The following is an 11139-nucleotide window of genomic DNA, read 5'->3' as shown; positions in this document are numbered from 1 at the left end:
TCGATGGCTGGTCCGGGCGGATGCCTGAGGTCGCACGATCTCGCAGCCGATCCTGGTCGGATCGGCAAGGGATCGGGTGGCCTCAGGCGCCGGCCGGGCCGGTCAGCGGCGGCACCGAACCCGTGGAACAACTCATCTAGGCAAGCCCGGGCCGACGAGTCCCTGCCAGAACGGCTTTTGGCTCTTTTCCTGCCCGCCGCCCGGCTCTACAGTCGCCGCCGTGAGCACCGTCGAGCACCGCGCGCTGGCCCGTGGCCCCGGTCGCTCGGTCGCCGTGCCCGAGCCGGCGGAGGTGCGGCCCGACGTCTCGATCCTCGTGCCCTGCCTCGACGAGGAGCTCACGGTCGGCGCGTTCGTCGACTGGTGCTTCGAGGGCCTGGACCAGGCCGGCGTCACGGGCGAGGTGCTGATCGTCGACTCGTCGTCGGATCGCTCTCCCGAGATCGCCGAGGCCCATGGCGCTCGGGTCCTGCGCGTGCCCCTGCGCGGGCTGGGCCGGGCCTACATCGACGCGATCCCCCACCTGCGCGGCGACATCGTGATCATGGGCGACTGCGACCTGACCTACGACTTCCGCGAGCTGTCGGGCTTCGTCGCGGCGGTCCGGACGGGCCACCAGTTCGTCATGGGGACGCGGACCAAGGGCTATATCGAGCCCGACGCCATGCCGCGGCTGCACCGCTACTTCGGCTCGCCGGCGACCACCTGGATCTTCAACCGCATCTACGGCACGCGGTTCAGCGACATCCACTGCGGGATGCGCGCCATGACGCGCGACGCGCTGACGCGGATGGAGCTCGAGTCCCAGGGCTGGGAGTACGCGTCGGAGATGATCCTCAAGGCGCGCAAGCGCCGCCTGAGCACCACCGAGGTGCCGGTGCGGTTCTACAGGGATCCGCCCGGGCGAGAGAGCCATCTCGTGCGCTCCGGCTGGCGCGAGCCGTGGAAGGCCGGCTGGAACAGCCTGCGGATTATGTTCCTCTACGCCCCTGACTACTTCCTGCTCTGGCCCGGCATCGTGATGCTCACGCTGGGCCTGCTGCTCAGCGGCGCGCTGGCGCCCGGAGACGTCGATGCGCTCGGCGTCGGCTTCGACCTGCACTGGATGCTGCTGGGGCTCGTGCTGGCCATCCTCGGCTACAGCGCCGTGCAGCTCGCCGTGCTGGCCCGTGTGCACTACGACTTCGACCCGGGGTTCACCAGACGGGTGTTCGGCGTGCTGACCTACAACCGCGGGATGGCCGTCGCGGCGACGCTCCTGCTCGCCGGGCTCGTGCCGAACGTCGCGCTGCTGGTGAGCTGGCTGCGCGACGGGCTGGCGCTGGTACAGATCGACCATCCCGCTGTCTTCGGCCTGTTCCTGCTGGTGCTCGGCTTCCAGACCTTCGCCTTCACCCTGCTGGTCCACATCATCGGGCGCCGCCACGTCGACCCGCCGGCATGACGCCGACCCAGACGCAGATCCGGCTCCGCTCGCCGCGCGGCGAGATCGAGTACGCCGACGGCGAAGACCACTTCCGCAACGGGCTGCTGCGGCTGCTCAACCTCGACGACGACGAGTTCGCACGGTGGCTCGCGCTCGCCGAGGAGGCCTCGGCGCCGTCGCTGCTCGAACGGCTCGGGCTGGGCTGGGCCGCGCTGCGGCCGCTGGCGCCACCGCCGGGCGTGCCCGCCGGCGGCGCCGTCGGGCCCGGTCCGGGCGGGATCGAGGGGCGGCTGCTGCATCCGGCCATCGCCGAGTCTCCGGGCTGGGGCGTCGCGCTTTCGGACGCGGCCGGCCACGGCTGGCTGGTGCGCCACGACGGCGCGGCGTTCGTCTGCGAGCGGCAGCCGCCGACCTACGAGGAGGCGTACTTCGAGGGCGACAAGCTCTCGGCCGGCGGGTACGGCGACTACACCGAGCAGGCCGGCTGGCGGCTTGAGAAGTCGCGTCGCCAGGTGCGCGAGATGCTCGCGCTGACCGGGCTGGCCGGCGGCCGCGTGCTCGACATCGGCTGCGGCTACGGGTACTTCCGCGTGGCGCTCGAGGAGGCCGGCTACGAGCACGAGGGCCTCGAGGTGTCGGCGTTCGCGCGGGCCGTGGCGCACGAGAGCTACGGCTTCGCGACCTGCGGCGGGGTGCTCGAGGACCACAGCGCGGGCTGGCGCGGGCGCTTCGACGGCATCGTGCTGTTCGACCTCGTCGAGCACCTGGAGGACCCGGACCGCTTCATGGAGCAGGTGCGCGCCTGCCTGCGGCCCGGCGGGGTCGTGGGGATCAAGACCCCCAACATCTCCTGCCCCGAGGCCGGCGTGTTCGGCCCCTGGTACCACTCGCTCAAGCGCGAGCACCTGCAGTTCTTCTCGGGCGAGTCGCTCACCGCGTGCGCGGCGCGCGCGGGCCTGGAGCCGGCGGCGCTGGGCTCGATCTCCCACCTGCTGGCCGGCTTCGTCGGCCGCGAGCAGTGCGACGCCTGGGAGCGCGCGGGCCTCGGCGCGGACCTGGCGTCCTGGTACCGCCGGCACGCCTAGGCGCGTGGGTCCCTCCTGGACCGCGGGTACGAGCCCCTGGGCGAGTACCCGCAGCGAAACGAGCCCCTTGGGCGAGGCTTCGCCTAGGCGCGGCCGATACGGTCGTACACGGCGTCGACGAGCGCCGTGACGGCCAGCGCCTGCCGGAACGTCGCGGGCGCCGGCCCGGGCGCCGGCGGGGCGCCGCGCCAGCGCGCCAGCACGGCGCCGACCTCGTCGGTGAGCGACGCGTTGCCGGGTCCGAAGTCGCGGCGCTCCTCGGTGTCGCGCTGGCCCGGCGCCCCCGGCTGGGCCCACGCCCAGCGCCGGCCGAGCCGCAGCGTCTGGTCGCCGTAGTTGCCGCCCCGTCCCTCGGCGATGCCGTAGCCGTCCTCGCCGACGACCTCGACGCGGAGCGTGTTGACCCAGCGGACGTGGCTGACCCGCACGGTGGCGATGAGCCGCTCGTGGGCGAACGTCAGGACGACGTCCTCCTCGATGCCCGTCTTCCAGAACCCGCGCGTGGCGGCGGCGTGCTCGAGCGCGAGCCGCGGCTCGAGCAGCAGGAGCAGGTCCAGGAGGTGCACGCCGGGGTCGAGCACGACGCCGCCGCCCGCGCGGTCGGGCTGGAGCTTCCAGCCGTCGGCGCTGCCGGGATGGCCGCCGTGGCCGATGAGCAGGTCGATCGTGCGCAGCGTTCCCAGCCGCCCCTGCGCCGCCGCGTCGAGGATCGCGCGGATGCCGGGCAGGAAGCGGTAGTTGTAGCCGACGAAGCTCGGCGCGCCGAGCGTCGCGGCCGCGGCGACGAGGCGCTGGGCCTGCTGCGCCCGCAGCCCGAGCGGCTTCTCGATCAGCACCGGCCGGCCGCCGCGCAGGATCGTGTGGGCGGCCGCGACGGCGACGTCGTGGGGCAGGGCGACGATCGCCGCGTCGTAGTCGCCGGCCGGGACGTCGGCGACGGCAGCGAAGTGGGGCGCGTCGGGCCGTCCCGGCGCCACGGGGTCGACCGTGCCGGCCAGCGTCGCCCCGTGCTCCAGCACGGCCTGGGCGCGCTGGCGGCCGATCAGCCCGTGGCCGACCACCAGGACGCGCGGCTCGCTCACGGCCGGCGGTACGTCAGCCCGAGGCAGAGGTTCAGGTTGACGCTGGGCACCTTCAGCGGCCACCACGACCGCCGGTCGCGGGTGAACCGCGCGTCGAGCTCGTCGAGGATCTCGCTCGGCACGTTGACGTGCTCGCTCTTGATGTACCAGTCGAAGTCCGAGTCATAGCGCTTCTCGAACATGCGGCGCGAGGTGACGCGGCGGCCGAGCGAGTAGCCGAGGCCGCCCTCGCAGGGGATGACGATCTCGAAGATCCCGCCGGGCCGCAGCACGCGGCGCACCTCGTCCAGCGCGGCCGGGAGGTTGCGCAGGTGCTCGAGCACGTGGAGGGCGATGGCGCGGTCGAACGCCGCGTCGGGGACGTCGAGCCCCGCCTCGACGTCGCCCACGTGGGTCGATGCGGCGGGATGCTTCTCGCGGATGACGGCGGCCATCTCGTCGCGGAGCTCGAGCGCGACGTAGTCCTGGGTGGCCGCGTCCTCGTAGGCCAGGTGCTCGCCGAGCCCGGCGCCGATCTCCAGCGTGCGGATCGCGGGGCGCGCCGACTTCAGCGGGTAGGTGTGGCTCCACTTCGCCACCGCGCCGTAGGTGTCCGGGTACACCTCGTGCCAGTACTTCATGAAGTCCTCCCGGATGGCGAGCTGCTCCTCGGTCAGCTCGGGGAAGGGCTTCGGCCACTTGGTCGATGGTGCGCTCACGGGATCTCCGGTGGCTGCTTAGGCCGCGGGCGCTCCCACGCCCTCGACCGCCTCCCACTTGCCCGGCTGGGCCTCGACGGCGGGATGGGATACGAGGAGGTGCCAGAGCACGGCCTGGAAGCTCTCGACGTGCGGGGTGCGGCGGGCGGCGGGCGAGGCCACGACGATCGCGACCTCGGCGGCCTGGGCGGCGTGGCCGTCGGCCTTGCCGACGATCGCGTAGATCGGCGCGCCGACCTCGGTGGCGAGCTCCATCGCCTGCACGAGGTTCATGGAGATGTCGTGCGCGCGCGAGCCGCCGCCGACCGAGAAGACGAGCATGCCGTCCTTCTCGTTCATGCGCGACGTGCGCAGCCAGGCGCTGTAGCTCGTGCTCCAGCCCTCGTCGTTGACGCGCGCCGTCAGCTCGCTGACGTTGTCGGAGGGCGTGTAGCTCTCGATGTGCGCGATCTTGCGGAAGTCGTTGACCGCGTGCGAGGCGTGGCCCGCGCCGCCGCCGACGCCGACGATGAACAGGCGCCCGCCACGCTCCCGGATCGCCGCGATGCCCTCGGCCATGCGCTCCATGTCCTGGCGCGGGATGCTCGCCGCGATCTCGGCGACCTCCTCCAGGTACATGGCCGCGAAGCTCATTGTTCGGCAACGTACAGAAGCGGCACCGTGCCGGCGACGTGAGCCAGTGACGGAGCGGCAACATCCCGCTCCAGGAGCCGTTCGACGTAGGGTGCCCCGATGGCCGCCCTGCCTCGCCGGCTTCGCTTCACCCTCGGCCGCGCCTACGCCGCGCTGTGGCGGAGCGCCGACGGCGCGCTGGCGCGGCTGGCGCCCGGATCGGTGCGCCGCGCGCGGTCGCTGCCGCGGCTGCCGGCCGAGCCCGTGCACCGCCGCTACGGGCTCCGCGCCGGCCGGCCGGTGGACCGCTTCTACATCGAGCGCTTCCTGGAGCGGCACGCCGGCGACATCCGCGGGGAGACGCTGGAGGTGCTCGACGCCGTGTACACGCGGCGCTTCGGCGGCGACGCCGTGCAGCGCGCCGACGTGCTCGACCTCGATCCCGACAACGAGCGAGCCACGGTGCGCGGCGACCTCCAGACCGCCGAGGGCATCCCGGCCGGGGCCTTCGACTGCTTCGTCTGCACGCAGACCATCTCGATCACCTACGACTTCTCGGGCGCGGTCAAGACGGCGTTCAACCTGCTGGCGCCCGGCGGCGTCCTGCTGCTCACCGTGCCGGGGATCTCCCACCAGGCCGAGCCCGACGGCGAGCGCTACCCCGACCACTGGCGCTTCACCTGGCGCGCGATCGACCGGCTGCTGTCCGAGCGCTTCGGCGCCGACAACGTCGAGGTCCAGGCCGAGGGCACGGTCGCCGCCAGCGCAGCGTTCCTCTACGGGATCCCGGCGTCCGAGCTCGACCCGGCCGACCTGGATCCGCACGACCCCGACTACGAGATGGTCATCTGCGCGCGGGCGGTCAAGCGCTAGACGCCTGGTCTGCGGACGTGCTGAACAGGTCTGCTGGTGAAGTGAATGTGTCCGGCCCCTGGCGGAGGCTGAGGGGTGCGAGCCACCTCAACGCCCACCTGGAGGTCGGACACATGACAGACCGCAGATGCCGCTTCGGACCCGCGGCCAAGATCGAGATGATCCGTCGGCGCGAGAGCGGCGAGTCGTTTCGTCAGATCGCTCGGTCGATGGCCTGTTCGCCGACGACGGTCAAGTCGGCCTGGGATCGCTGGCAGCAAGCGGCGGTCCAGGAGCACGGCGACTTGTCGTGTTTGTTGCCTCGGCGGCCTGGGGCTCGCGGTCACGCCGGAGCACTTCGCCCAGCAGCTCGCCGTGCTGCGCGAGCGCTGGACGGTCGTCTCGCTGGAGGCCGTCGTCCGCGGCGAGGCCGGCGACCACGCCGTCGCGCTGACCTTCGACGACGGCTACCACGACAACCTGCTCCACGCCCTTCCCGCGCTGACCTCGGCCGGGGTTCCGGCGACGCTCTTCTGCTCGACCGGGCACGTCGCGACCGGCGAGGCCTTCTGGTGGGACGCGGTGACCGCGGCGTTGAGCGCCGGGGGCGCGGGGATCCTGGAGCTCGACCTCCCCGAGGGCCGCCGCGCCTGGGCCCCGCGCGACGACGCGCACCGTGCCGCCGTCCGCGCCCACGCCCATGCCGCGCTGCGCACCCGCGACCGCGAGACGATCGCGACCGCGCTGGCGCAGCTGGACGCCTGGGCCACCGCCACCGCCCCCGCTCCTCGACGGTCCCCAGCGGCGGCGGCTGGCCCGCCGCCCGAGCGCGATCGACCGATGACGGTCGCGGAGCTGCGCGCGCTCGCCGCCGCCGGGCCGTTCTCGGTGCAGGCCCACGGGCGCACGCACCGCAGCCTCGCCCACGCCCCGGCGGCCGCGCGCGACGACGAGCTGCGCGGCAGCGCCGACGACCTCGAGGCGTGGCTCGGTGCTCGCCCGACCGCGTTCTCCTATCCCTTCGGCGTGCCGGGCGTGGACGTCGACGAGGCGACCAGGGAGGCCGCCCGCGCCGCCGGGTACGCGTACGCCACCGTCAACGCGCCGGGCCTCGTCCGCCCGGGAACCGACCGCTATGCACTGCCGCGGCTGGCGGTCGGCGACCTCGACGGCGGCGCCTTCGCCCGCTGGCTGGACGCGACGTTCCCGGGCCGGTGACCGGCACCGCCACGGCGCGGCCGGGGCTCGGGCGGCACGCGGAACCGCCGCCGTCCCCGACTTGTCATCCTGTAGCGCGCATGTCCCGCCTGGATCGCCTGCGCGGACGGTGGCCCGTCTCCCCCCGCGTGCACGCCTACGCCGCCTGGTCGGCGCTGGTCCTCTTCACGCTCATCATCGTCACCGGCGCCGGCGTGCGCCTGACGGGCTCCGGCCTGGGCTGCCACGATTGGCCGCGCTGCAGCGACCAGTCGCTCACGCCGCAGGACGGCCACGGCTTCATCGAGTTCGGCAACCGCATGGTCACGACGCCGGTCGCGATCGCCGCGATCTGCTGCCTGGTGTTCGCCGTGCTGCGCCGGCCGTACCGCCGCGACTTCGCGTGGATCGGCGCCGGGCTCTGCCTCGGCGTCCTCGCCCAGGCGATCCTCGGCGGCATCACCGTCCTGACCGGGCTGAACCCCGTCACCGTCATGAGCCACTTCCTGCTGTCGATGGTCACGATCGTGCTGACCGTCTCGCTGGTCTGGCGGGTCGAGCGGGAGCGCCGCGGCCTGCCCGAGCGCCCCGAGCGCGATCCGCGCCTGGTGTGGGCGGTGCGCGGGCTCGTCGTCCTCGGGGGCCTCGTCGTGCTCGTCGGCACCGCGGTCACCGCCTCGGGCCCGTTCGCCGGCGGGGAGGGCACCGGCGACGACGTGCACCGGCTCACGATCTTCGGCTACGACACGTTCCAGGACGTCATCGCCATCCACGCGCGCGTCGCGGGCGTCTTCGGCGTGCTCGCGGTCGCGCTGTGGTTCGTCGCGCGCCGTGCCGGCGCCGGGCGGGACCTCATGCGCCCGCTCACGGCGGTCTGCCTGATGGTCGCCCTCGCGGGGATCATCGGGAACCTCCAGTACCACCAGCTCGACTACCCGGCCGCGCTGATCTGGTGCCACGTCACGGTCGCGACGGGCCTGTGGAACGCGCTCGTCTGGTCGCTGCTGGCCGCCGGGCGGCCGCAGTCCGCGGTAGAGCCCGCGACGCCGCCCGCGCCGCCCCGCAGCGGCACGCGCGAGCGCGCCGCGGTCTAGGGGGAACGCTGGCCCAGAGGGCCAGGTTCCCTTGCGGGTGTTCGCCCAGGGGGCGAAACCCGCGCGGGTTAGGGACCCACACTCCTAGCCCAGCGCCCGCTCGGTGCCGAGCGCCAGCAGGGCGAGCGCGCTGACCGTCACGCTCAGCAGCGCGGGGCGCAGCCTGCGCAGCCACCGCCGTCGCCGTCGCGACGACCAGCCACGGCCGCGCCCGCGGCGGGTGGCGGTGCTCGCGTAGATCGGAAGCGACCTCTCCATGAGCTCTCCTGCAGCAGGCATGCCACGTCGGATGGCCCGGCGGGTCAACGGCTGCGTGCGCGAGCATGCCGCACGTTGCGGACGAATCCGCGTGGCGCGTGGTCGCGCTCAGGCCGCGGGCACGTCCACGGCGTTCAGCGCCGCCGCCCGCGGAGCCTCGCGGGCGGTCCCCTGGAGCACCAGCATCGCGACGTCGTCGCGCTGCTCGCCGAACGCCAGCAGCGTCTCGTCGATGCAGGCGGCGACCACGTCGGGCTCCTCGGGGCCGATGGCGCGCAGCAGCGCTTCGAGCCGCTCGGTCCCGAAGCGGTCGTCGGGGCCGCGGGTGTCGGTGACGCCGTCGGTGTAGAGGACGAGCGTGTCGCTGGCGCCGAGCTCCAGCTCGGTCAGCGTCCACGCCCCCTCGGGGAACGCGCCCAGGAGCGTGCCCGGGGACCCGACCGCGCGGACCGTGCCGTCGGCGCCGATCAGCAGCGGCGAAGGATGGCCGGCGCACACGATGTCCAGGCGGGCGCCGACGCCGTCGGGGCGCGCGCGCACGCCGACGCAGACGGCGGTGCAGATCTGGCGGCGGTCCGGATCTCCGCCGAGCGTGTGGTTGAGCCGCTGCAGCATGCGCGGCACGTCGTCCTCGTACTGCGCGACGGTGCGCATCGTGTACCGCGCCAGCGAGGTGATCGCCGCGGCGCCCGGGCCCTTGCCGGTGACGTCGCCCATCATCACCATCCAGCGGTCGCGCCCCTCGAACAGGTCGTAGAAGTCGCCGCCGACCTCGGTCGCGGTGCCCGCGGCGCGGAAGCGCGCGGCGATGGAGAGGCCGGGGATCACCGGCAGGCGCGGCGGCAGCAGCGAGCGCTGCAGCGTGGTGGCGATGTGCGTGCGGGCGGCGTGCACGCGGGCGTTCTCGACCGCGATCGCGGCGCGGCGGGCCAGCTCCTCGGCGACGTCCAGGTCGCCGCGCCCCAGCAGCCGCCCGCTGGCCGACGTGGTGGCCAGCTGCATCGTCCCGATCACCCGGTCGCCGACCGCCATGGGCACGATGAGCATCGAGCGCGTGTCGATCAGCCGCATCAGCTCGGCGTGCCGCGGGGCCTGCGCGTAGCGGGCGACGTCCTCCGGATCGACGCGGTCCCACACGACCGGCCGGCCGGTCCGCAGGACCTCGGCGGGACCGCGGTCGTCGGACGTGTCCGGTGGGTAGTCGCGGCGCCACTCGTGCAGCAGGTCGACCTGGTCGAGGTCGCGGTGGGCGACCGCCATCTGGCGCAGGTCGCCGCGCTCGTCGGTCAGGTCGACGCGGGCCCAGTCGGCCAGCTCGGGCACGACCGCCCAGGCCGCCTTGTCGATCGTCGCGTCGGCGTCCAGCGACGAGCCCAGCAGCTTGCTGGCGTTGGACAGCAGCCGCTCGCGCAGCTCCTGGCGCTTGACCGCGGTGAGGTCCTCGCCGACGCTGACGACGAACTCCAGCTCGCCCTGGGCGTCGAGCACCGACGCGGCGCGCCAGAGGACCCAGAGATCACGCCCGGTCACGCGGTCGACGCTGCGGACCAGGCGTGGCGCGGGCTCCCCGCCCGCCAGCGCCGCCGCGACCGGGAGGTCGCGGCGCGTCAGCTCGCGGCCGTCCTCGTCGAACATCGCCCAGCAGTGAAGCGCCTCCGACAGCTCGCCGACCGCGAGCGCGTCGGTCGACGCGTGGCCGGCCAGCTGGGCGGCCGCCGGGTTGGCGAACAGCAGCGTGCCGTCGGGGGCGAACGCGCTGACCGACTCGCCGAGGTTGGCCACGATCGCCTCCATGCGGCCCTCGGCGGTCCGCAGCTCCTTGAACAGCCGCGCGTTGTCGAGCGCCAGCGCTGCGCGCGGCGCGAGGTCGCGCCCGAGCTGGATCTCGTCGTCGGCGAACGCCGCGCGGCCGGTGCGGCGGATGAACGAGAGGGTCCCGGCGGCGCGGCCGCGCGCGACGAGCGGCAGGGTCAGCACCGACTCGTAGCCGGACCCGACGACGTGCCGCACGTGATCGGCGTTGTCGGCGTAGGACGCGACGTCGTGGGACGCGTCGGTCAGGACCTGCGCCTCGCGGGTACGCAGCGCCACCGCCACCGGGTGGTCGCTCTCGGGGTCCAGCGGATGCTCGCGGCGCAGGCGGGCGAGATCGTCGGCGATCTCCTGGTCGACCGCGCTGGTCACCGCGCCGCGCAGCGTCCCGTCGGGCTGTAGGAGGTCGACGATCGCGACGTCGGCCATCTCGGGCACGAACAGGTCGGTGATGCGCGGGAGCATGGCGTCGGGCTCCAGCGGCGCCTCGAAGAGGTCGGCGAGGCGGCCGAGCATCGCGGCGCGCCGGCGCTCGAGCCGTTCGACGGCGAGCTCCTCGCCGCGCTCCGCAGCCTCCACGGCGAGCAAGCGCTGCGCGCGGGCCATGCCGACGCCGACGCCGAGCGCGCCGCCGACGATCAGGCCGAGGGCCAGGGGCAGCGAGCGCGACCGCGCGGCCGTCGAGGGTGCAGCGGACTCCACGGAGCCGATGCTATGCGCGTCGCGCCGGATCCGCCATGCGCTGGCGGTCCGGCGCGACGCGCGAGGGCGAATCAGCCGGTGACGGCCTCGGTGGACGTCGGGGCGGGCTCGAGCGCCAGCTCGAGCACCTCGCCGACCGTCATGACCGGGTGGAACGTCATCGCCTCGCGGACGTCGGCCGGGACGTCGTCGAGGTCGCCGCGGTTGCGCTCGGGCAGGATCACGTCGGTGAGCCCCGCCGCGTGCGCGGCCAGCACCTTCTGCTTGAGCCCGCCGATCGGCAGCACGCGACCCTGGAGGGTCACCTCGCCGGTCATGCCG

Annotated in this window: 11 protein-coding genes; 5 read left to right on the top strand and 6 right to left on the bottom strand. The window is 74.0% G+C overall.

Annotated elements, in window-relative coordinates:
* Positions 1 to 220: 220 nt before the first annotated feature.
* Entirely contained in the window at positions 221 to 1444 is a 1224-nt protein-coding gene (locus VK501_RS10420; protein ID WP_324337328.1) for a glycosyltransferase family 2 protein, read from the top strand.
* Positions 1441 to 2511 (top strand): class I SAM-dependent methyltransferase, encoded by a 1071-nt coding sequence (locus VK501_RS10415; RefSeq protein ID WP_324337326.1) that lies wholly within the window; start codon positions 1441 to 1443, stop codon positions 2509 to 2511. The genes VK501_RS10420 and VK501_RS10415 overlap by 4 nt, the downstream gene beginning before the upstream one ends.
* Before the next feature lie 83 nt (positions 2512 to 2594).
* On the opposite strand, the gene VK501_RS10410 is transcribed toward VK501_RS10415, so the two are convergent.
* From VK501_RS10410 to VK501_RS10400, 3 genes are read right to left on the bottom strand one after another with little or no spacing between them, the layout of a single operon-like run.
* Complete coding sequence (locus VK501_RS10410; RefSeq protein ID WP_324337325.1) at positions 2595 to 3593, bottom strand: Gfo/Idh/MocA family oxidoreductase; 999 nt, start codon at positions 3591 to 3593, stop codon at positions 2595 to 2597.
* Positions 3590 to 4291 carry a class I SAM-dependent methyltransferase gene (locus VK501_RS10405; protein ID WP_324337323.1) on the bottom strand — a complete coding sequence of 234 codons (702 nt, stop codon included), beginning with the start codon at positions 4289 to 4291 and terminating at the stop codon, positions 3590 to 3592. The genes VK501_RS10410 and VK501_RS10405 overlap by 4 nt, the downstream gene beginning before the upstream one ends.
* Positions 4292 to 4309: 18 nt before the next feature.
* The gene (locus tag VK501_RS10400) at positions 4310 to 4924 is read right to left on the bottom strand and encodes a sugar isomerase (protein WP_324337321.1); all 615 of its coding nucleotides are present in this window, start codon (positions 4922 to 4924) and stop codon (positions 4310 to 4312) included.
* Between the two features lie 99 nt (positions 4925 to 5023).
* Between VK501_RS10400 and VK501_RS10395 the strand changes: the two genes are divergently transcribed.
* From VK501_RS10395 to VK501_RS10385, 3 genes are all read left to right on the top strand, one after another.
* Positions 5024 to 5776, top strand: coding sequence for a methyltransferase domain-containing protein (locus VK501_RS10395; RefSeq protein ID WP_324337319.1), 753 nt, complete (start codon positions 5024 to 5026; stop codon positions 5774 to 5776).
* A 354-nt stretch (positions 5777 to 6130) separates the two neighbouring features.
* A complete protein-coding gene (locus VK501_RS10390) occupies positions 6131 to 6973 on the top strand; it encodes a polysaccharide deacetylase family protein (protein ID WP_324337317.1) in 843 nt (280 codons plus the stop codon).
* 80 nt (positions 6974 to 7053) lie between these two features.
* Positions 7054 to 8046, top strand: a complete 993-nt coding sequence (locus VK501_RS10385; RefSeq protein WP_324337315.1) for a COX15/CtaA family protein — start codon at positions 7054 to 7056, stop codon at positions 8044 to 8046.
* 84 nt (positions 8047 to 8130) lie between these two features.
* Here the strand turns inward: VK501_RS10385 and VK501_RS10380 are convergent, their stop codons facing one another.
* The 3 genes from VK501_RS10380 to VK501_RS10370 form a co-directional block, all read right to left on the bottom strand.
* The gene (locus VK501_RS10380; RefSeq protein ID WP_324337313.1) at positions 8131 to 8304 is read right to left on the bottom strand and encodes a hypothetical protein; all 174 of its coding nucleotides are present in this window, start codon (positions 8302 to 8304) and stop codon (positions 8131 to 8133) included.
* A gap of 108 nt (positions 8305 to 8412) precedes the next feature.
* A complete protein-coding gene (locus tag VK501_RS10375; protein WP_324337311.1) occupies positions 8413 to 10818 on the bottom strand; it encodes a SpoIIE family protein phosphatase in 2406 nt (801 codons plus the stop codon).
* A gap of 71 nt (positions 10819 to 10889) precedes the next feature.
* Positions 10890 to 11139, bottom strand: a 250-nt coding sequence (locus tag VK501_RS10370) for a S16 family serine protease (protein ID WP_324337309.1), incomplete at its 5' end; no start/stop codon positions are given.

This window comes from Baekduia sp., from assembly GCF_035318805.1.
Classification (GTDB): domain Bacteria; phylum Actinomycetota; class Thermoleophilia; order Solirubrobacterales; family Solirubrobacteraceae; genus Baekduia.
The sequence above is the reverse complement of the archived record's forward strand: the minus strand, read 5'-3'. Positions and strand labels throughout refer to the sequence as shown.

Excerpts from the sequence above, each read along its gene's own strand:
- VK501_RS10415 (WP_324337326.1), top strand. The coding sequence starts at position 1,441 with ATGACGCCGACCCAGACGCAGATCCGGCTCCGCTCGCCGCGCGGCGAG.
- VK501_RS10400 (WP_324337321.1), bottom strand. The coding sequence starts at position 4,924 with ATGAGCTTCGCGGCCATGTACCTGGAGGAGGTCGCCGAGATCGCGGCG.
- VK501_RS10395 (WP_324337319.1), top strand. The coding sequence starts at position 5,024 with ATGGCCGCCCTGCCTCGCCGGCTTCGCTTCACCCTCGGCCGCGCCTAC.
- VK501_RS10385 (WP_324337315.1), top strand. The coding sequence starts at position 7,054 with ATGTCCCGCCTGGATCGCCTGCGCGGACGGTGGCCCGTCTCCCCCCGC.
- VK501_RS10380 (WP_324337313.1), bottom strand. The coding sequence starts at position 8,304 with ATGGAGAGGTCGCTTCCGATCTACGCGAGCACCGCCACCCGCCGCGGG.